Below are 21,233 nucleotides of genomic sequence, written 5' to 3'. Positions count from 1 at the left end.
ACCTGGAACAATCCAGGCTACATCCGATAGATTTATGAATGGCGAACCATTTCTCTGATTTCCTCTATCTTCTTCTCCAAGTCATCCGGAGCAACTCCTCCACCTTGGGCCATATCATCCCGACCACCACCTTTTCCGCAGAGATGTCTTACCAGAGTGGCTGCAGTAGGTGCTTTACCTAAAATATTTTTACTCACTCCAGCAATCACATTCATTTTATTTTGATCGAGTGTAAATAAAACAATCACAGCGGAATCAAGTCTTGATTTCAATTGATCCAAGGTAGTACGCATGGTTTGACTGTCTGCTCCTTCCAATTGCTTTACAAGCAAACTAATCCCATTGATTTTTTCTACCTCATTAGCCAGATCGGCACCTGATTTTTGTGCTTTCTCACTTTGCAACTTCGTAATTTCCTTTTCCAAACCCTTATTTTCAGAGATGAGTTGCGTGATTTTATCTGGTAGATTATTGGTTGTGGTTTTTAATAAAGAGGCTAATTCACTTAATAAAAACTGTTGCTCATTAACCCAGCTTAAAGCATAACGACCGGTTACCATCTCGATACGTCGTACCCCACTGGCGATCCCATATTCGGCAACGATTTTAAACAACCCGATATCACCGGTCCTTCGTGCATGTGTTCCGCCACAAAGTTCTTTAGAGAATTCTCCCATGGATAATACACGCACTTTATCGGTATATTTTTCCCCAAAAAGAGCGACCGCACCGCTTTTTTTAGCAGACTCAATATCCATAATCTGGGTTACAACTTCATTATTTGCACGAATTTGATCATTGACCAATTGTTCAATTGCTTGTATTTGTTCTGCAGTTAATGATTCAAAATGAGAAAAGTCAAAACGCGCACGCTCTGCATCAACTAATGAACCTTTTTGCTGGACTTGTGGCCCAACGACTGTTTTAAGTGCTGCATGCAACAAATGAGTTGCAGTATGATTTAAACGAATTGCCTCTCGACGTTCGTTATCGATTTGCGCCTTAACTAACTGATCTAGGGATGCATTACCTTCGACTACTTCTCCATAATGCACAATGGCTTGAGCTTTCTTTTGAGTGTCGTCGACCCGAAAACTAAAACCTGGTCCTCTTAACAATCCTTTATCGCCTACTTGTCCCCCGCTCTCTGCATAAAACGGCGTGTGATCAAGGACTATAGCTCCCTTCATGCCTTCGTTTAAAGTTTTAACTTCTTTTCCATCCTGAACCAAAGCAATAATTTTGGATTCCATCTCTTTTTTCTCATACCCATGAAAATCAGATTGGTAATCCAATGGTGCACTGGTACTGTAATCGACGCTAAATTGGCTGGCAGCCTGAGATTGTTCGCGTTGCTGTTGCATCAATTGATTAAAACCCTCCATATCCACATAGAGGCCTTGTTCTCTGGCGATATCAGCAGTTAAATCAACAGGAAAACCATAAGTATCATAGAGCTTAAATGCGATTTCCCCTGATATTTCATGGCCGCCAAGGGAATGCATTTGTTCTTGCAATAAGCGTAAACCTTGATCAAGAGTACGAGCGAATTGATTCTCTTCTTGATTAAGAATTTTTTCTATATGAGGCTTATATTTTATCAATTCAGGATAAGCATCACCCATGACTTTAATTAAAGGTTCAACTAACCTTGAAAAAAATGGAGTTGGCAAACCTAACTTATTACCATGTCTTATCGCTCTGCGAATTATTCTTCTCAGCACATACCCCCGCCCTTCATTGCCCGGAATTACTCCATCAGCAATTAAAAACGCACAAGAACGAATGTGATCAGCAATCACTTTTAACGAGGTATGGTTTAAATCAGTAATATTTCCAAGTTTTGCCGTAGATTGAATCAAATATTGGAAAGTATCTGTTTCATAATTACTGTGTACGCCTTGCACTACTGCTGCGAGTCGCTCGAGCCCCATACCTGTATCCACGGAAGGTTTGGGTAGCGGATGTAGGTTTCCATCCTTATCCCGATTAAACTGCATGAATACCAGGTTCCAAATTTCTATATAGCGATCCCCATCTTCATCAGGGCTTCCCGGAGGACCCCCTGCGATTTCAGGACCATGATCATAAAAAATTTCAGTGCAAGGGCCACAAGGACCAGTATCCCCCATGGACCAAAAATTATCTTTTTCACCACATCGTGAAAAGCGTGTAGCGGAAACTTTCATTTCTTTTAACCAAATATCTTCTGCTTCCTGATCTTCTCTATAAACAGTCACCCACAAACGCTCTTCGGGTAAACGCAGAACTTGAGTTAAAAATTCCCAAGCGAATTTTATAGCTTCGCGTTTGAAATAATCGCCAAAACTAAAATTGCCCAACATTTCAAAAAATGTATGGTGTCTTGCGGTATAACCCACATTTTCCAAATCATTGTGCTTTCCACCAGCACGCACACAGCGTTGTGCTGTAACGGCTCGTTGATAAGAACGCGTTTCTAGTCCTAAAAATAAATCCTTAAATTGCACCATACCTGCATTGGTAAATAATAAAGTAGGATCATTTGCAGGAATTAAAGAGCTGGATTCCACGAGTTGATGACCACGTTGTGTGAAATAATCAAAGAATGCCTTTCTAATTTCAGAACTTTTCATTTTCTAATCAACACCAATTTGAGTTAATTTTAATTTTTAATCATAACCTGGGGCGGCGCAGCGAGACGCTTCATCATCCCGAACCTAGCGATGGATCTCCACTTATAGCACCGTATTATGATCGGAACTCCCGATTACGCTGCGCTAATCCGGCTACAGAGGCTTTGCTTTCCCCAAGACTACGATTTCATTTTTATTTTTTCAATTCTTTTTTCACTTGAACAATGGTATCCATTCCAAATCCACGATACAGCAAAAAACGCTGTTGTTTTTGCAATTCGTCAAAAGATAAATCAAGTTGTCCTTTATTTTTTTTATGCCAAACATCCAAAGCATAAGTCAACCAATTACCTTCTTCTTGTTGTAAGAATTGCTGAATTAATTCCCTATCAATTCCTTTACTACTCAATTCCTGACTTATTTTTAAAGGTCCATAACCCTGGCGTATACGTGAACGAATGTATACTTCCACAAAACGTCGATCACTTTGTAAATCCAAGCGTAGACATTCATCCAATGCTTCTCTTACTTCTGTTGCACTATATCCTTTTTGTTTCAATTTATCACAAAGCTCTAGTGCACTGTGCTCGCGCCTGGACAGCAGGCGCACAGCACTATCAAAAGCTTTAGTCATCAACAGCCTCAAACTCTTCCGCACTAGCTGACGCAAGCATAGGTAGCTTTTTCTCCAAAAGCTCAGTACGAATTTGCTGCTCAAGAGTCGCTGCAACTTGGGGATTATCCTTCAAGTATAAGCGCACATTATCTTTGCCTTGGCCAATCTTCTCTCCTTTATAGCTGTACCAAGCTCCAGACTTTTCAATTAGATTGAGTTGAACACCCAAATTGATAATTTCACTTTCACGGGAAATACCTTCATTATAGAGAATATCAAATTCCGTCATCTTGAATGGTGGTGCCACTTTATTCTTCACTACTTTAACTCGTGTTTCACTACCTAAGATTTCTTCACCTTTCTTAATTGACCCGATACGGCGAATATCTAAGCGAACAGAAGCATAGAATTTCAGTGCATTACCACCCGTAGTTGTTTCAGGGCTGCCAAACATGACACCAATTTTCATACGAATCTGGTTAATAAAAATGACTAGGGTATTGGATCGTTTAATATTTGCAGTCAACTTACGTAAAGCCTGTGACATGAGTCGAGCTTGTAAACCAACATGAGAATCACCCATTTCCCCTTCAATTTCCGCTTTGGGAGTCAACGCAGCAACAGAGTCGACAATAATGACATCCACTGCCGCTGAGCGTACCAACATGTCGGTAATTTCCAGTGCTTGTTCCCCAGTATCTGGCTGAGAAACCAGTAACTCATCCACATTAACACCCAGTTTTTGCGCGTAGCTTGGATCTAAAGCATGTTCTGCATCAATAAATGCGGCAGTGCCACCCATTTTTTGGCACTCGGCAATAACTTGTAATGTGAGTGTTGTTTTACCAGAGGACTCTGGTCCATAAATTTCAACAATACGTCCTTTGGGTAATCCGCCAATCCCCAATGCAATGTCTAATCCTAAAGATCCTGTTGAAATGGCTTCTATATCTCGAGATACGGTGCTGTCGCCCATACGCATCACTGAGCCTTTACCAAATTGACGTTCAATTTGCGAGAGGGCTGCTGATAATGCTTTTTGTTTGTTTTCTTCCATAATATTTTCCAGGTAGTTATGCAAGGGTAAAATTATCACACAGATAGGAATAAGCAGCAAATTGATTCACAGGTTTAAAAGAGTTTTTTCACTCAAGCCTGAGTCAAGTAAGGTTAAGTGGAAAATCATGTTTTTGATCGTCCCAGCAAACATTATCCGTCTTGAGCTATTCTCGTTTAGCAATTGAGCATTTCTTACTAATCAGACCTATATTAATTGAACACATAATCATCATATGGTACAATATTTATCCATAGTTTAGAGGTAAATTATTATGCAAACTAAAAATGAAAAAACGTCACTAATTTCTGATGCAGTGGCTACTTCGTTATATGCAGCCCGTGCTGCGGTTAATATTTCTATTGCTGCAAAGCATATTTTTTTTCCTACAGTAGAGGAATCAAAAATTAGTATCACAGATCGTATGGAACACGAATTTAAAACGAAGAACACCTCAGGAGGTTGAGGATTTAACCGCAGGCGGTAATCACAGAAATGAAATAGAGAGCAAAATGACTTTTTGAAATATCAACTTTCTATTCATCAATCTTTGATATAAGAAAGAATCCCTGATAACGCTACTTGGCATGCGGCAAGGCGTATCTCTTGTCGATTTCCGGTAAGTTGTTTTTTTACTACTTTAGGATTCATGTCTTTAGCGGCCCAACCAAAGCACACGGTTCCAACAGGCTTCTCAAGACTACCTCCATCTGGGCCTGCAATGCCCGTAACTGATACGGCAACATGTCCCGCGCTGTGTAGTAGGGCACCAGTCGCCATAGCTTGGGCAACAGGCTCACTAACTGCGCCATATTCCTCGATTAATTGCTTAGGAACAGACAACAACTCCTCTTTAGCTAAATTACTGTAGGTAACAAATCCGCGTTCAAACCAGACGGAACTTCCGGGAATTTCTGTAAGATAACTTGCAACAAGTCCACCAGTACATGACTCAGCAGTAACTAATTGCCAGTTCTTTTTCTTTAAAATGGCGGCAATTTCTTTGATGAGATTACTAAAGGAACTCATGAGCATACCTAAAGGAACCTGGGTTATGGCTTACGCCTTCACCCAGGTTAAAGACTTAGTGTTGTGTTTGATTTTGAGTTCCGCCAGCAGGTTGATTAGAAGCTGGTTGAGTTGTTTGTTGTAGTAGTATTTTCAGTTCCTGCAGTAGGTTGCTTGTTATTTTGCTCACCACATGCAGTTAAAGCGAGTGCTAAAACACCAGTTGCTGCAATTAACGCGAAACGATTCATTTCATTCTCCCTATAAATTTAATATTTTTTTTAAATCCCTTTAGATTCTAGCAAATAAATTTAAATTCAACCATGACCTATTGATATTTCAATAAAAAAGTCAAAAACAGTTACGGCATGTATTTTAAAAGTTCAAAAAATTAACAATCCACTCGGCAAATACGTAATCATTACAGGGTTGCTGTAATGATTGTAATCCACGCTCAACTAACTCCATACCAAGTCTGTTTTTACGCAGTTCAATCAAGGCTTGGGAATAGCTTTTAGTGAACTCGGGATGACCTTGGACGGTTAACAGGTTGTCACCAATTTGCAGCATATAAAAGGGACAAAAATCACTCGTGGCCAGAACCTCTGCTTCCGAAGGAAGAGCTACAACTTGATCCTGATGGCTAACGAGCAGGTTTAGTTGATTAAGGGATGGGGACATCCACGATTTATGTTGTGTCATTTTATTTACGGACATTCCTACCCCCCAGCCCTTAGGCGACTTAATGACTGTACCCCCTAATGCTTTCGCGATAAGCTGATGGCCAAAACAAATCCCTATGACTTTTTTTCTGGACTCATGAAGACGTCGAACAAATCCTTCAAGCGCAGCAATCCAGAGAAAACCATCGTTGACACCATGACGACTACCGGTAATCACATAGGCATCTGCGCTGTCGACATCGATAGGTAGTTCATCTTGACGAACATCATAAACTTTAAAGGTTAAATTTGGTTCTGCTTGCCGCAGAAATTTAATATACATCTCTGGGTACGTGCCATGAATGGCTATCAACCCTTTTTCGACTTCATCGCATTGTAAGATTCCAATATTCATGATATTCCTCATGGCCCCTCTGCCAATATGATCGCTTCATCTATAAAGGATGAGGATCTCCATGAATCGCGGCAGTAAGAATGTTTTTGTATTGCAACGCATCAAAAAGAATTGGATTACTTTGCGCTGAAGGATCTTCAGTCGCCATGGTCGCAATACGGGCCACATCGCGTGCATCGATGCCAATTTCAACCAGGCTGTGTTCGATGCCTAGTTCACGGCGCAATTGTAGTATCCATTCTAGAAACCCATCAAATCCATTATCAATCTCTAAGTAAAACGCTAGACGAGCTATTTTTTGTTCTATCTCTGAGCGATTGGCTTGCACTACATAAGGCATCAAAATAGCATTTAATCGACCGTGATGTGCATCATATATAGCGCCCAAAGGATGAGCGAGCGCATGCATTGCACCTAACCCACGCTGGAACGCTGTTGCTCCCATCATTGATGCAACAAGCATTTGTGTCCTGGAATTCAAATCATTTCCATTTTGCATTACTCGAGGCAAATGTTCTTTGATTAAACGGATTCCTTCAAGAGCAATCCCTTCAGCCATTGGATGATAATTGGGGGCAGAATAAGCCTCCAGGCAATGAGATAATGCATCCATACCTGTTGCTGCCGTAATCCTCGGTGGTAAAGCAACCGTTAATTCTGGATCTAAAATAACGATGGAAGGTAACATCTTAGGATGAAAAATAATCTTTTTTCGATGGTGTTGTGTATCGGTTATCACCGAAGCACGCCCAACTTCCGAACCAGTACCGGCTGTGCTTGGCAAGGCAATAACAGGCGCTATACCGGCAACATTCACACGTCGCCAATTATCTCCTATGTCTTCAAAATCCCAAAGGGGACGAGTTTGGCCAACCATTAATGCAATGGCTTTCGCAGCATCTAAAGCTGATCCGCCCCCAAAAGCAATAACCCCATCATGTTGACCACTTCGATAAGCATCGACACCAGCAGCAACATTTTCACCGGTGGGGTTCGCTTTTACATCGGTAAACAAAGCACCATGTAAACCCGCATCTCGACAAGCTGCTAATGCTGCTTCAATCATGGGTAATTTTGCAAGGTTGCTGTCTGTGACTAACAGAGGGGATTTGATACCCAGGGTATGGCACGCTTCAGTAAGTTCACGTGCACGCCCCGCCCCTACCCTTATCGAAGTGGGATAATTCCAATTAGCTTTCATTGATAATGTATTCATTTGTAGATCCCTTTCTGGGGTTTGTTTGCAATTCGAGTTCTTGGTCAAAATGCTGCGAATTGCATAAAAACCCTAATCGTTTGTTTTTAAATGAAAAGATTTAGGCCTGGTCAATGACTCATATCCTATAGAGGAAAGTGTACATCCACGCCCTGAGTTTTTGACTCCAGTCCAGGCCAAAGCAGGATCCAAATAATCACAACGATTAATGAAAAATGTTCCGGTGTGCAGTTGTTCTCCAATGGCGATTCCCTGATCTATATCTTGAGTGAAAACAGCTGCCGTTAAACCGTAAGCACTGTCATTCATTAACGCAATCGCTTCGTCATCGCTGTCAACGGACATGATGCCCACTACCGGTCCGAATGTTTCTTCCGTCATGATCCGCATTTTATGGGTTACTTCCGTTAAAATTTGGGGCGCCATATAGGCCGATCCAGGCCGATCCATAACAAAGTTTTGGCTATCTATATGGGCCACAGCACCTTGTGCCAAGGCCTCGCGAATCTGGGCACGGACAAATTCCGCAGCAGAAGGCCTTACGAGTGGTCCTAAGGTAGTATCCGGATCGTCAGGACGTCCGAGTTTATATTGCCTCACCCATGCTACCGCCTTATTTACAAATTGCTCATAAACCGCTTTGTGGACATAAATACGTTCAATTCCGCAACACGATTGGCCTGAATTAAAGAACGCTCCATCCATCAGCGTTTCTACCGCTTTATCGATATCTGCATCAAAACGAACATACCCCGGATCTTTTCCTCCGAGTTCCAAGCCAATACTTAAAAAACGTCCGGCAGTGACTCGCTCCACCATTTCACCACCTGCAACAGAACCTGTAAAAGCAACATGATTGATCGCTGGGTGACGTAATACCTTTTCCGTGTCTGCATGAGTTAGATGCAAGTATTGGAAAACCCCTTCTGGAAGCTTTGCTTCGCTAAATGCCTGGGCAAATCGTTCAGCAACAAGCGGTGTTTGCGCTGAGTGCTTAAGTAAGACAACATTTCCCGCCATAATGGCTGGGATAATCGCATTCACGGCCGTAAGATAAGGATAATTCCATGGGGCAATGACCAATGTGAGCCCTAGAGGTTCTCGTTTGATATAGCGAATAAAGCCAGTTTTTTCAGGCAATCTGATGGGTGACAATGCAGCACTTGCGGCAGCAATCATATATCGAGCACGCTCCTCAAAACCATTAATCTCTCCTGGAGCATAACGAATTGGTCTTCCCATTTGCCAACAGATTTCCCAGGCAATCTCTTCCTTATTGGCAACTAGAGCATCTACTGCAGCCTGACAATAATGCTCACGCTCAGCCAACGAGGTATTAGCCCATTGTTTTTTGGCACTTGATGCTCGGTCTAATGCCAATTGGATTGCATCGTCATCCGCAAAAGTTCGCTCTACATAGAGTGAATTATCTATAGGTGAATAGGTTTTCAATGTATCATTCATGATCTGGAAAATCCGAGTTAAATAATTTCAAAATAGCGATCCAATTCCCAATCGGTAATATGACGACGAAACTCTCGTTCTTCCCATTCGCGTGAGGCAGCAAAATGCTCAACAAATGGTTCGCCAAATAACGTACGTGCAGCTTGTGATTCCCTTAGACGAGTAGCAGCTTCCCACAGGGTCCGTGGCAAAGCGAGCTCCGATTGATGCTGTTGCGAATAAGAATTACCTTTAATTTCTGGATAGGGTTCCAGTTCATGCTCAATTCCATACAAACCTGAGCCCAAAGCCGCTGCCAAAGCCAAATAAGGATTCGAATCAGCAGAACCTAACCGATACTCAACGCGCTGTGACTTATCACTTCCCGGGATAACGCGTAATGCCGTGGTACGATTCTCTACCCCCCATGTCGCGTCAGTTGGTGCCCAAAATCCTGGAATGAGTCGAGAAAAGCTATTCACAGTAGGAGAAACCATCGCTAAAAATTCAGGCATGAGTTTTTGTTGTCCTGCCACGAAATGTCTCTGAATTTTGCTCATGTTATATTGCATTGTAGGGTCGAAAAAAGCACTACCCCTATTATTTTTATGCCGTAAGGACAGGTGGATGTGTCCACTTTGTCCGGGATAGTGTGGTGACCATTTAGCCATAAAGGTAGCCATCATATTGTTTCGTTGTGCTAGGACTTTCATGAAAGTCTTGAATAATGCAGCCTTATCGCCCGCTTCTGCAGCCTTATCTACAGCAATGGCTGCTTCTATTACCCCTGGGCCTGTTTCAGCATGCAAACCTTCAATAGGAAAATCCATAATCTCACTCATATTGAGGATTTGATGATATAACTCCGCATGAACGGTATTACGAATCATTGAGTAACCAAAAAAATCAGGGGTCATTGGTTTTAAATCACGAAAACCTTTAGAGCGTATGCTGTCAGGCGTTTCATCAAACATGAAGAATTCATATTCCAATGCCGCATAAGCGTCAAATCCCATTGAATCTGCTTTATTAATAATTCGACGCAGCAATGCTCGCGGACATAAGTTCTCTGCTTCTCCAGAAAATTCAGCCATAAATAACAGTTGATTCTCTTCAAAAACAAGCTCTCGGCAAGTTTCTGGCAAAATGCGTACTGAAGTGTCGGGATAACCGGTGTGCCACCCGGTATATTTTCCATTATCATAGAGTTTATCTTTGGAATCCCAACCTAAGATCACGTCACAAAAAGAAAAACCATTGTCCAAAGCCGAGAAGAATTTATTACGGCTCATATATTTTCCAAGCATCACCCCATCCACATCAAATAAACCAACCTTGACATGAGTGAGGTTACGCTCTTCAATAATTTGTTTTGCGGCCTCAACAGACTTAACATCCTTTGTAGTTAACATAGCATTTTCCTTTGCCATTCCATGATAAGTAATTGATAATATCCCAGATTCTATTCTTGAAGCTAGGGTTATTTATTGAAGTGTACAGAGACAATTATGCAAAAAAAACTTGCTTCCTTTTTGTCTCTAGCTCAGCTTCTTTTGGCTTTATAGACTCATTACCTAAATCAAAATTACATTATGGCAAACTAGTTAATTGCCGCGTTTCAGTCACTTTATCTTTTTCTTCATTATGCGGATTTTGATATCCACACCCTCTTCGTTCGATAGCCTCTACTCTACCTTAAATGATTTTGCTAAAATCGCCCCACTTTCCACTCAAATAAAAAACCTTCATGACCACTTCCCATACACCAATGATGCAACAGTATTTACGCATAAAATCAGAATACCCTGATATGCTCTTGTTCTATCGTATGGGTGATTTTTACGAATTATTTTTTGATGATGCCAAACGTGCGTCACAATTGTTGGATCTCACTTTGACCCATCGAGGTCAATCTGCTGACAAACCAATTCCTATGGCCGGCGTTCCTTATCATGCAGTGGAGAATTATCTAGCAAGACTGATTAAAAAAGGTGAATCAGTAGCAATCTGCGAACAAATAGGGGATCCTGCAACCAGCAAAGGTCCTGTTGAACGCCAAGTTACTCGTATTATTACTCCAGGAACAGTGACTGATGAAGCACTTTTAGATGCTAAAAAAGACAATTTATTACTGGCAATCCATCACCAAAAACATAAAATTGGTCTTGCCTGGGTTGAGCTCAGTAGTGGCCGTTTTCATTTACTGGAATTAACAGAAACGAATCAGCTTAGCGCCGAGCTAACACGATTGCAGCCTGCTGAATTACTTTTACAAGAAACATCTCCCTTGGAAGAATACTGCCTGAATTTCCCAATTAAACTGAGACCAGGTTGGGAATTTCACATTGATCATGCTAAAAAACTTTTATGTGAGCAATTTGCAGTACATGATCTTAGAGCGTTCGGTGAGCAAGATCATCCTACTGCCCTTATTGCCGCGGGTGCTTTGTTATCTTATTTACATACGACGCAAAAACAAGCTCTTCCCCATTTAACAACAATGACGCTTGAACATACGCATGATTACTTGCAACTGGATGCCTCAACCCAAAAACATCTAGAATTATTTGAAAACATGAGTGGCAGCCATGAAAACAGTTTGTTATCGTTGTTGGATAAAACCGCATGCCCCATGGGTAGTCGTTTACTCAAACGTTGGTTAGGAAGGCCGCTGAAACAACATAACCTAATTAAAGCTCGCCAGAATGCGGTACTGGAAATCATGCAATTGCAACAGGGCTTGTCACTCTATGAGTTGTTGCGACAAACTTCTGATGTGGAACGGATTGTCTCGCGTATTGCTTTAAAATCAGCTCGTCCACGTGATTTGGTTGCGTTGAGTCATACTTTAGCATTACTTCCAGAATTGAATTCCGTACTTACTCATCACCAAAGCGAACTCATATTTCAATTAAAAAGACATATTAAACCCTTACCAGTACTCCAACAAATACTTGCGTCAGCGATTATAGAAAATCCTCCCGTATTGATTCGTGATGGCGGGGTGATCGCTCCAGGTTTTGATGAAGAATTGGATGAGCTCAGAATCCTCAGTACGCGTGCCAATGATAAACTCATGCATTTAGAACAAGAAGAAAAACAAAAAACTGGTCTGTCGAGTCTGAAATTTGGCTTCAATAACGTACAGGGATATTACATCGAGCTCTCAAAAAGCCAATCAGAAAAAGCACCTCCTCATTACCACAGAAAGCAAACCTTAAAAAATGTGGAGCGATATATCACCCCAGAGTTAAAGCAATTTGAAGAGAAAGTATTGTCAGCACAAGTTAAGGCTTTGGCACGGGAAAAATGGCTCTATGAAAATCTATTGATCGAAATCCAGAACCATATACACGAATTAACGCTTTTAGCACAAGCACTGGCCAAATTGGATGTATTAGCAACTCTTGCAGAACGGGCTCAAAGTTTCAATTGGTGTTGCCCTACCCTGGTACCTGAGTCACAAATTTCTATTGAAGGAGGTCGCCATCCAGTAATTGAACAGTTACTGCAAGAACGCTTCATCGCGAATGACCTGCAACTCAAACCATCGCAAAATATATTGCTCATTACCGGCCCCAACATGGGCGGTAAGTCAACTTACATGCGGCAAACCGCTTTAATTGTACTTTTAGCTCATATTGGCAGTTTCGTACCTGCTAAGTCAGTAACTTTAGGCCCTATTGATAGAATTTTTACCCGTATAGGCGCCAGTGACGATTTAGCCTCCGGTCGTTCAACTTTTATGGTAGAAATGACGGAAACTGCGCAAATTTTAAGACAGGCAACTCATGAGAGCCTTGTTTTAATTGATGAAATTGGTCGCGGTACCAGTACCTATGATGGTATGGCTTTGGCTTATGCCAGCTGCGCTTATCTGGCGACGACCATTAAAGCATATACTTTATTTTCCACGCATTACTTTGAGTTAACCAATCTTCCCCAACAATGGCCTTGCATTCGGAATGTTCATTTGCAGGCATCCTTGGATACTGGTCGGATTATCTTTTTATATCGAGTCGAACCAGGTCATGCGAATCGAAGCTATGGGCTTGAAGTAGCAGAACTTGCGGGGATACCTGCTGAGGTTTTAACACTCGCTCATGCGCACTTAAATCATATTCAAAATCAGAATCCTTCAGCCCCTGCAATCAACCACACATCAGTTCAAGTGAAACCCCAATCTCCCATTTTACGTGAACTGGCTCAAATTGATCCGGATCGATTAACTGCAAGAGAGGCTCTTGATTTGATATATCGATTCAAGAGTATGGAAACAGTTGATGCGTAGATAAAGATAATGCTGTAACCAGGCTATTACTCCCTTTTATGCCTAGCCTTTATATGTCGAATAAGTGTATATTCTTAAAAATGATTCCTATGAAAATCAAGAGGACATTTTAAGTGAAACGAGTATTGAGACTATCGTGAAAAAACTCATTTATCTGATACTTCTCATTACCTGTTTTGCATTATTTGCTCAAAGCAATGATTCAGTATCAATCACAATTTATGGAGTTTCTGGAAAAGTCGAAGCGAATGTTGAAAAACGTTTGAATGAATTACAAAAATTAAAACCCCTTGCCGAATTCAGCTTAGATGAGTTACAAGAACATGTCATTCAGGCAGTTCAACCTTTTGGTTATTTTAAAGCGGAAGTGAAACTACAAAGACCTACCACTCATCAGTTGACTGTTATTATTCATCCTGGTCCACAAGTCATGATTTCGCGACTCAAAATTGAACTGCTCGGCGAAGGTTCGCATAACCCCATGTTGCGGGATGCAATAAAAAATATACCGATCGCACCAGGATCCCCTCTTTTTACTGAACAATACGAGCAAACCAAATTAAAACTGCTTGATACGGCAGAAAACCAAGGTTATATGCGTGCAGGCTTTAAAAAAAGTGAAATTTTAATTGATGAAGAGAACTATACAGCAGAAATCACCCTAATTCTTGACACGGGCCCTCTTTTTTATTTTGGGCAAGTGCAATTTAATCCTACATACATTAACCCAGCCTTATTGCACCGTTTTGTTCCTTTTCAACCTGGACAAGTCTATTCTGGTGATAAAGTGCTCCAGTTAAATAATGATTTATCAAATAGCGGATATTTTAGTTCGGTACTTGTAAAGCCGCAAATTACAGAAAACCCAACAGTACCTGTACAAATCTATACCGAGCCGGTATCTAAATACTCTTATACTCTTGGTGCGGGTTATGGTACAGATACGGGTGTTCGGGGTCGTGCTGCTTTACATGTAATACCCGTCAATCGCCAGGGACATAAATTCAATCTCATGGCTCAAGGTTCTTTTGTGCAAAACGCATTACAAGCTCAGTATATTATTCCTGGAAAAAACCCCATTCAGGATCAATACACACTGACAGGCAATTTTTCAAATTTAAACTACAGCGCGGGATACAGTAATTCGTTTCTTATCTCACTTGCCCAGCAACATCGAATAACCAATTATCAACGTACTTTATCAATAAACTCGCTTTACGAAGGATTTCATTACGCATTTCAACAAAATACAAAACAATTTTTACTCTATCCCAAGGCAAGTATTACATGGAGCAAAACTCAAGACCTCCTCTTCTCACCCTCCGGATATAACGTCACCATTAATGGTCTTGCTGCCAATCAAATCCTTTTATCGACCATTAATTTTGCTCAAGCCTCATTAGACATGAAAGCTGCAATGCGAATCGAACCACTCCGTTTACGCCTTTACGGACATGCAATTCAAGGATTTACTGCAATTAATAATATTAACCAGCAGCCTTTATCACTTGCATTACTTTTAGGAGGAACGGATAATTTAAAAGCATTTAGTTTTAATTCAATAGGTCCAAGCAGAATAATAAGTTATGCTGGTTTTGAAATTCAAAAAGAAACCAAAAAAAATTGGTACTTGATTGCATTTTATGATGCAGGAGCGATTTACAATCCAAATCCTCTTAAAAGTTATTATGATGCAGGTGGTGGTTTAATGTGGGTTTCACCTATAGGTCCAATTAAAGTAGGATTAGCACAGGCAATTAACGGCCGATGGCAGCGTGATAGCAATGGCCCACGTTTGGTGATCAGCATGGGACCCGACTTATGAAACGATTCCTGCTAAAAGCGCTCCGAATTTTGGTTAAGATACTTTATATTAGCTGTTTATTTATTATTCTATTTGCAGGGATGGCTTTATTTTTATTAGAAACAAAGTCAGGCATAAGATCCCTTATTCAATTCAGCCATTTATATCTACCAGGCACTCTTAAAGTGCAACAAATTGAGGGCAGTTTATTAAATCACTTTGTATTGAGCGGAGTTGAGTATCAAAATAAATCCTCTCAATTAAAAATAGAACAACTAGACGTTCAATGGCAGCCACATTCTCTGCGAGAAAGCCAATTAATTACTGCTCAATGGCATGGCATGCAATGGAACAAAGCACAAGATAAAGTCATGGCTAGTGAAAAGGGAACCATCACTGCGACTGGCGTCTTACCCAACATGCAAATCAAATTACACACTCAATTAACCACTGAACCAAAAGATCATTGGTTGATTGATGCAAAAATTCGAGGAACATTGCCATGGCAGTGGACATTTGCTGCGAACCTGACGCAACCTAAGGAAGCATCCAGTCAGCATGCTTGCTTATACACCAGTTTATCTGCTATGGGTGAAATCAACGCTAAAAATCGGGGAAATTTACAACTCACTATACATCCCGGTTTTTACCAGCCTCCTAATAATGAGGCCATACCTCGCCTCCAATTTAAAGGCGGGTCTCTAAAAGTTATCCTTTCTCCCGAACAACTTAAAGGTACTGGCATTTTGGTCATCGATGAAAATAAAAATTTAAAACTGGAATTTAAACTACCTAAATTCTTTCTTGATGCTGGCTTAAAAGATGACCAACCCATAAGTAGTGAATTATCATTGAAGGTAAACTCATTGGACTTTTTACAGAAAATCAGTCCAGAAATTAATAAGCTTCAAGGACAACTCGTTGCATCATTAAAATTAAGTGGCACTTTGCATAAAAAAATAATCGACAGCCAACTCATGCTCACTAAAACGAGCCTTTCCTTACCTAAAATAGGACTTAATCTCGATGCCATCGAGATTAATGTTCACGGTAAAGAACGCTCCTGGGAAGCAAGCGGTTCAGCAGTATCTTCAGGTCATCATTTATCACTTACTGGAAAAGGAAACCTAAGCTCCCAATTTACAGGGGATTTCAGCCTGGAAGGAAATAATTTTCCATTGGTTCAAACCAGTGAATACAAAATTCATATTTCCCCCAAACTTAATCTTCATGTGACACCAATGACCCAAACTCTCTCAGGTACGGTTTTGGTTCCTTATGCTGAAATCAAACCTCGCTCGTTCCACAACAGTATTTCTATACCCGATGATGTGGTTTATAAACGCAAGGAAAAACCATCCCCTGCATTCACACTGATTAACAACATGGATATTGATCTTGAAATGGGAAAAAAAGTAGCAATCAATGTAAAAGGATTAAAAGGACATTTGGATGGAACACTGCATATAAAACAATCGCAACAAAGTTCAATCAATGCATATGGGGAATTATCAGTTAGAGACGGTACTTATAAGGCATACGGACAAGATTTAGCCATACAACAAGGACAACTAATTTTTTCTGGCGGACCTATTTCTAATCCAAGTATTAATGTTCGTGCAGCAAAAAAGATTAATACTACCCCCACGACCTTTTCCAGCTCAAGCCAGCTTTTAGATTTTAATAGTACCAATCTGCAAAATATTAATTATGGGGAAACCATGACTTTAGGTGTAGAAGTAACAGGTCGGTTAACTCGCCCCAAAATTCAATTATTTTCAGAGCCTGCTGTTCTTTCACAAGCAGATATTCTTTCCATGCTTGTTCTGAGGCGTCCAGCAAATCAGGCCAATAAGGCTGGAGGACAATTGCTTCTCGCAGCGATATCGTCGATGAACTTAGGGAGTAATACAAACAGCCTCAAACTTTTAGAGCAACTCAAACAAACTGCAGGTATTGATTTTAATGTGCAAACCAATACGAATTACAATCAAATCACCAACACCTCAAGTGACACAACTTCTTTGGTGGTTGGAAAATCGCTCTCAAAACGCCTTTATTTAAGCTATAACATTGGTCTCTCACAAACAGATACCAATATGTTGACCCTCAGATATTTACTCAACAGATTTTTTAGTATCCAAATAAGCAACAGTGATACCAGCAGTGCCATTGATTTTTTGTATACCTCAAATAAGAAAATTAAAAAAGGGAAATACTGAATTGGTCATCATCCGCCTCATCTTCATCTCCTGAAGTAATCACGTCATCTGAGCGTAGCCAAGGATCTCCAATCATAACACCCGTTCTTCGCACGGAGATCCCTCGCTCGGGATGGGGAACTTTCACAACCCCGATTTCCGCTGCATTTTCACTCAAGCTACAAGAGTTATGTTAAAATACCTCCACTTTTATTTTGGCTCTTGGCTACGAGCTGTACAAAATGAACCAATAACAGGATCAATTCCATGACCGATTACACCATTCCCTTAAGATTGACTCGTTTAAGAAGCAATGCGATGTCTCGTGCTTTAGTTCAAGAAACACGGTTGCATCCTCAGCAATTTATCGCTCCTTTATTTATTAGCGAACTCATTAATGAGCCCCAAGAAATAAGTGCTATGCCTGGTCAATTTCAATTAAGCCTCGATTGCCTTCCTCAGGAAATTGAATTACTTAGTTCTTTAGGTATTCCTGCAGTCCTTCTGTTTGGTATTCCTAAACATAAAGATGCTTATGGCAGTGAATCATTCAATGATGAAGGCATCATTCAAAAAGCGATAAAAAAAATTCGCGCTGTGAATAAAGACATCTTAATTATTACTGATCTTTGTTTTTGTGAGTACACAGATCATGGACATTGTGGTGTGCTCAATGGCAAATGTATTGATACCGATAAGACATTAACTTTTCTTGCAAAACAAGCTGTAAGTCATGCAAAAGCTGGTGCTGATTGGGTCGCGCCTAGCGGAATGACGGATGGGATGGTCCATGCGATTCGTAATGCTCTAGATGCCCAAGGATATCAGCATATCCCTATATTAAGTTACAGTGCGAAATATTGCTCCTGCCTGTATGGACCTTTTAGAGAGGCAGCACAGGGAGCACCAAAATTTGGCAATCGCAAGAGCTATCAAATGGATCCCGCCAATGGCGCTGAAGCTTTAAGAGAAACAGCGTTAGACCTTGAGGAAGGTGCCGATATGGTGATGGTTAAACCGGCCGGATTTTACTTGGATGTTATCGCAAGACTAAAGCAACATTTCCCTGAAGTGCCCCTTTGTGCTTATCAGGTAAGTGGTGAATATTCAATGATTAAAATAGCCGCCCAAAACCAACTCATCAATGAAGAACACGCCATCATAGAGAGCTTAACTGCGATAAAACGTGCTGGGGCAGATTTTATTATTTCCTACTTTGCTAAAGATATCGCACGTTTAATATCTCAGAATAAATTTTCATAAAAAACTTAAGTCTTAGTAATCCAGTAAATGGCCTAAGAACTAATGGTGATAGACACTGAGCTATTTTACGATATACTCTTGGTGCGTTTTAAGATGTAGAAAAGCCGATTGGTTTAGATCAGTACGTTTTCTTTAGACATTGAACAGGATAACACGAACCAATCATTTATAATTAAACGGAGAAAAAGATATAATGAATTTATTATTTAAAGGTTTTTCAGCCATTGCTTTAAGTTTAAGTGCTGTCACAGCTTTTGCAAGTCCAGCTTATCTAGTCACTCACAATAATACCCCTGAAGAATCAAATGCTTATATAGCAGGCGTTCCTTCTGCGTACCCAACTGCTGGCAATTCAACACAAAAAGTGTATTGGAATCTCGTAAAATTAGCCTGCTATGGACATACAACTGGCAAACAATGTACCGCAGTAATTAAAATGGCTACTAATACTTCTAATCCAGTCGAAGTAGGTGAGGTTCACATGGATCTTGATTCTGGTGATATTACTCCAAAATATTTATCAAAGAATGGATATACTCTGACCGTAAATGGACCTGGTGAAGCGACCATAAACAAAGGATAATTTTTCCATATACGCTAGGAGGCGGATCTCGCCTCCATCTGGGTACCCACCTGTCAATAAAACATGAAATCAAGAAATATAGAGCGAAGCGGCCCTCTCGCCCCCAAGATACATTAGAAATTGTTCACCGCCTCGTCATCCTGAGGATTTTACGACAAAGAATCTCTTGATTTAACATCCATCACGCTGGTAGCACATTGCCCCCCTCTCTACCCATAGAATGATTTTTATGCGTAATAGACTGATAACTGGGCACATTAATTCATAAAATAAAAAAGCCACATAAAGTGGCTTTTTACGATTCAGAATCTCTGAACTATTTATTTTGTTGGTGCTTCAGGCACTTTATCAATAACCCATGTCAATTGAGCACCCACTAGATCAGCAGCAAAATGACCGCCGTCAATATCTACATTGTATACAGAAGTTGTTGAAAGAGCCTGGAAGGAATCAACATCTGGTCTAGACCCAGCAAACAAATGAGTATAGCCTACGTCGACACCAACATTGGGTCGCCATTGATAATGAGCACCAACAGCAATAGCCCAACGATCCACGTCAGGTAAGCGAATATTTCTAAACGTATCATTTGTAGGGGTCTGATCATAACCACCACCCAAACGAAGCATTAATTTGGGGTTCACCCAATAATTCGCTCCAAGAGCAACACGCCAAGAATCATGGTAATCTTGTATTACATTACTCTCAATATTTGCTTGAGTCACATTAAAAAATGGTGGTGCTCCAATGTTGGGTACCGCAACATTATTTAATTGGATGTTTTTAAACACACCCCAGCCGGTATATACAACCGAACCTAATAAAGCCAATTTGTCATTGATGTCTTGATAAGCACTTAATGTAACCACATCTGGGAATTCTTGTGGGTTACTAAATAAGTCATCATTTGTACGGGATGCTGAAGGAGGCAATATTGGAAAAACCAATTCAAAATTATTATTAGCCAATATTCCGGATAAGCGGCTATGTCCATAGAAAACATGGCGCACTTTGGATTGATAATTAAGACCTATGCGAGTGTGATTGTCATTAAACATTCCCATCGCACCAACATGGAATCCAACTCCCCAAGATGAAGCTTTGTTATAACTTAACGAATCAACCTTAGCGGGATCTTCTTGCAGAAGCAAGAAAAGAGTCGGCGCACCAATCATTTGATTAAACTTTGCACGCGCCCATTGCAGATCCAGACCAGCTCCCAATGCAAAATGCTCGGTAAGCCGAGTTCCTAATTCTGGCGAAATATTAGTCGTTAAAATTTCGGTATAAGTCGCTGAATAGCGTACTGGGGAATCAGGAGCCCAATCAGTAGCTAATCCAAATGGAGCAGTAACACTTAAACCAAAAGTAGTACGCTCACCTAACGGCAAAGCGTAATGGAATGAAGGAACAAAAGCATCATAACTGCCATCAACCCCTTCGAAATTTTGTACGTATTGAACCACTGGAGGGAAAGGTGGAGGAAGACCCGTTGAAGTAGTAAATGTACTTGAGCCATCCATTTTCAGGGTCGGAAATATGCCAATACCACCGAAAACCACTTGCTGCTCACGAAGTAAAGCTAAACCGGCAGGGTTATACCAACCTGTTGATGCGTCGGCTGCCTCAGCTGCAGAACCTGCGGCATAGTTACCAACTGCATATCCAGCGCTTTCTCCGTATAAAGAGAATCCAGCTGCATGAGCTCCACCAGCAGCAGCTAGAACACTAATAACAGCAGCGTTAACTAGTGTCCTTAAAGGTTTGTGCATATTTTTCACTCCTTATTACTCCTTAATTACATACTTCAAAATTTGAATAAAATACGTCCGCTAAAAAGCGAGTGTACCCTGTTTTCAAATCATTAAAAACACCTTCAAAATACTTTTTTCTTATTTAGATTCAATAGCTAATGAATATTAATCCATAGTGAAGCAATTAAATCCATCATGACTAATTAATGTGTAATATTGCCCCTGAATTTTTAATTCGTGTTCTGGAGGCTTGTGCTGCTCCTCCCCTCCATGGTAATGTGTATTAATTTTGTGCGGAAATGAAT

Annotated in this window: 16 protein-coding genes; 6 read left to right on the top strand and 10 right to left on the bottom strand. The window is 40.6% G+C overall.

Translation table 11 applies throughout. The annotated features are described in order from the left end of the window. Positions 1–32: 32 nt before the first annotated feature. From alaS to recA, 3 genes are all read right to left on the bottom strand, one after another. Complete coding sequence (gene alaS / locus EL022_RS09205; RefSeq protein ID WP_028381960.1) at positions 33–2,615, bottom strand: alanine--tRNA ligase; 2,583 nt, start codon at positions 2,613–2,615, stop codon at positions 33–35. 193 nt (positions 2,616–2,808) lie between these two features. Next, positions 2,809–3,249 carry a recombination regulator RecX gene (gene recX, locus EL022_RS09200; protein ID WP_028381961.1) on the bottom strand — a complete coding sequence of 147 codons (441 nt, stop codon included), beginning with the start codon at positions 3,247–3,249 and terminating at the stop codon, positions 2,809–2,811. Next, positions 3,242–4,288, bottom strand: coding sequence for a recombinase RecA (gene recA / locus EL022_RS09195; protein ID WP_028381962.1), 1,047 nt, complete (start codon positions 4,286–4,288; stop codon positions 3,242–3,244). The genes recX and recA overlap by 8 nt, the downstream gene beginning before the upstream one ends. Positions 4,289–4,562: 274 nt before the next feature. Between recA and EL022_RS09190 the strand changes: the two genes are divergently transcribed. Further along, complete coding sequence (locus EL022_RS09190) at positions 4,563–4,754, top strand: hypothetical protein (RefSeq protein WP_028381963.1); 192 nt, start codon at positions 4,563–4,565, stop codon at positions 4,752–4,754. Between the two features lie 77 nt (positions 4,755–4,831). Here the strand turns inward: EL022_RS09190 and EL022_RS09185 are convergent, their stop codons facing one another. The 6 genes from EL022_RS09185 to EL022_RS09165 all read right to left on the bottom strand — a co-directional run bounded on the left by EL022_RS09185 (position 4,832) and on the right by EL022_RS09165 (position 10,444). Next, a complete protein-coding gene (locus EL022_RS09185) occupies positions 4,832–5,317 on the bottom strand; it encodes a CinA family protein (protein ID WP_028381964.1) in 486 nt (161 codons plus the stop codon). Between the two features lie 95 nt (positions 5,318–5,412). Next, positions 5,413–5,547 carry a hypothetical protein gene (locus tag EL022_RS16620; RefSeq protein WP_277873271.1) on the bottom strand — a complete coding sequence of 45 codons (135 nt, stop codon included), beginning with the start codon at positions 5,545–5,547 and terminating at the stop codon, positions 5,413–5,415. A gap of 124 nt (positions 5,548–5,671) precedes the next feature. Beyond that, positions 5,672–6,373, bottom strand: coding sequence for a glutamine amidotransferase-related protein (locus EL022_RS09180; protein ID WP_028381965.1), 702 nt, complete (start codon positions 6,371–6,373; stop codon positions 5,672–5,674). Between the two features lie 40 nt (positions 6,374–6,413). Beyond that, the gene (locus EL022_RS09175; protein ID WP_028381966.1) at positions 6,414–7,589 is read right to left on the bottom strand and encodes an iron-containing alcohol dehydrogenase; all 1,176 of its coding nucleotides are present in this window, start codon (positions 7,587–7,589) and stop codon (positions 6,414–6,416) included. Positions 7,590–7,661: 72 nt separating this feature from the next. Continuing rightward, a complete protein-coding gene (locus EL022_RS09170) occupies positions 7,662–9,053 on the bottom strand; it encodes an aldehyde dehydrogenase family protein (protein ID WP_028381967.1) in 1,392 nt (463 codons plus the stop codon). A gap of 17 nt (positions 9,054–9,070) precedes the next feature. After that, positions 9,071–10,444, bottom strand: coding sequence for a glutamine synthetase family protein (locus EL022_RS09165; RefSeq protein WP_028381968.1), 1,374 nt, complete (start codon positions 10,442–10,444; stop codon positions 9,071–9,073). Positions 10,445–10,779: 335 nt separating this feature from the next. Between EL022_RS09165 and mutS the strand changes: the two genes are divergently transcribed. The 5 genes from mutS (at position 10,780) to EL022_RS09140 (ending at position 19,174) form a co-directional block, all read left to right on the top strand. After that, positions 10,780–13,323 carry a DNA mismatch repair protein MutS gene (mutS, locus tag EL022_RS09160; protein ID WP_028381969.1) on the top strand — a complete coding sequence of 848 codons (2,544 nt, stop codon included), beginning with the start codon at positions 10,780–10,782 and terminating at the stop codon, positions 13,321–13,323. 136 nt (positions 13,324–13,459) lie between these two features. Next, complete coding sequence (locus tag EL022_RS09155) at positions 13,460–15,148, top strand: autotransporter assembly complex protein TamA (protein ID WP_028381970.1); 1,689 nt, start codon at positions 13,460–13,462, stop codon at positions 15,146–15,148. Further along, positions 15,145–17,349 carry a translocation/assembly module TamB domain-containing protein gene (locus EL022_RS09150; RefSeq protein ID WP_028381971.1) on the top strand — a complete coding sequence of 735 codons (2,205 nt, stop codon included), beginning with the start codon at positions 15,145–15,147 and terminating at the stop codon, positions 17,347–17,349. Before EL022_RS09155 ends, EL022_RS09150 begins: the two co-directional genes overlap by 4 nt. 246 nt (positions 17,350–17,595) lie before the next feature. Then, on the top strand, positions 17,596–18,591 hold the full coding sequence (gene hemB, locus EL022_RS09145; RefSeq protein ID WP_028381972.1) for a porphobilinogen synthase: 996 nt from the start codon (positions 17,596–17,598) through the stop codon (positions 18,589–18,591). 193 nt (positions 18,592–18,784) lie between these two features. After that, the gene (locus EL022_RS09140) at positions 18,785–19,174 is read left to right on the top strand and encodes a hypothetical protein (protein WP_028381973.1); all 390 of its coding nucleotides are present in this window, start codon (positions 18,785–18,787) and stop codon (positions 19,172–19,174) included. Between the two features lie 320 nt (positions 19,175–19,494). Here EL022_RS09140 and EL022_RS09135 read toward each other — a convergent pair whose 3' ends face one another. Next, positions 19,495–20,955 (bottom strand): OmpP1/FadL family transporter, encoded by a 1,461-nt coding sequence (locus EL022_RS09135; protein ID WP_028381974.1) that lies wholly within the window; start codon positions 20,953–20,955, stop codon positions 19,495–19,497. Between the last annotated feature and the right edge of the window lie 278 nt (positions 20,956–21,233).

This window comes from Legionella cherrii (genome assembly GCF_900635815.1).
GTDB classification, from domain to species: Bacteria; Pseudomonadota; Gammaproteobacteria; order Legionellales; family Legionellaceae; genus Legionella; species Legionella cherrii.
This window is presented reverse-complemented; position numbering and strand designations above follow the sequence as displayed.

Excerpts from the sequence above, each read along its gene's own strand:
- alaS (WP_028381960.1), bottom strand. The coding sequence starts at position 2,615 with ATGAAAAGTTCTGAAATTAGAAAGGCATTCTTTGATTATTTCACACAA.
- recX (WP_028381961.1), bottom strand. The coding sequence starts at position 3,249 with ATGACTAAAGCTTTTGATAGTGCTGTGCGCCTGCTGTCCAGGCGCGAG.
- recA (WP_028381962.1), bottom strand. The coding sequence starts at position 4,288 with ATGGAAGAAAACAAACAAAAAGCATTATCAGCAGCCCTCTCGCAAATT.
- EL022_RS09190 (WP_028381963.1), top strand. The coding sequence starts at position 4,563 with ATGCAAACTAAAAATGAAAAAACGTCACTAATTTCTGATGCAGTGGCT.
- EL022_RS09185 (WP_028381964.1), bottom strand. The coding sequence starts at position 5,317 with ATGAGTTCCTTTAGTAATCTCATCAAAGAAATTGCCGCCATTTTAAAG.
- EL022_RS16620 (WP_277873271.1), bottom strand. The coding sequence starts at position 5,547 with ATGAATCGTTTCGCGTTAATTGCAGCAACTGGTGTTTTAGCACTCGCT.
- EL022_RS09180 (WP_028381965.1), bottom strand. The coding sequence starts at position 6,373 with ATGAATATTGGAATCTTACAATGCGATGAAGTCGAAAAAGGGTTGATA.
- EL022_RS09175 (WP_028381966.1), bottom strand. The coding sequence starts at position 7,589 with ATGAATACATTATCAATGAAAGCTAATTGGAATTATCCCACTTCGATA.
- EL022_RS09170 (WP_028381967.1), bottom strand. The coding sequence starts at position 9,053 with ATGAATGATACATTGAAAACCTATTCACCTATAGATAATTCACTCTAT.
- EL022_RS09165 (WP_028381968.1), bottom strand. The coding sequence starts at position 10,444 with ATGTTAACTACAAAGGATGTTAAGTCTGTTGAGGCCGCAAAACAAATT.
- mutS (WP_028381969.1), top strand. The coding sequence starts at position 10,780 with ATGACCACTTCCCATACACCAATGATGCAACAGTATTTACGCATAAAA.
- EL022_RS09150 (WP_028381971.1), top strand. The coding sequence starts at position 15,145 with ATGAAACGATTCCTGCTAAAAGCGCTCCGAATTTTGGTTAAGATACTT.
- hemB (WP_028381972.1), top strand. The coding sequence starts at position 17,596 with ATGACCGATTACACCATTCCCTTAAGATTGACTCGTTTAAGAAGCAAT.
- EL022_RS09140 (WP_028381973.1), top strand. The coding sequence starts at position 18,785 with ATGAATTTATTATTTAAAGGTTTTTCAGCCATTGCTTTAAGTTTAAGT.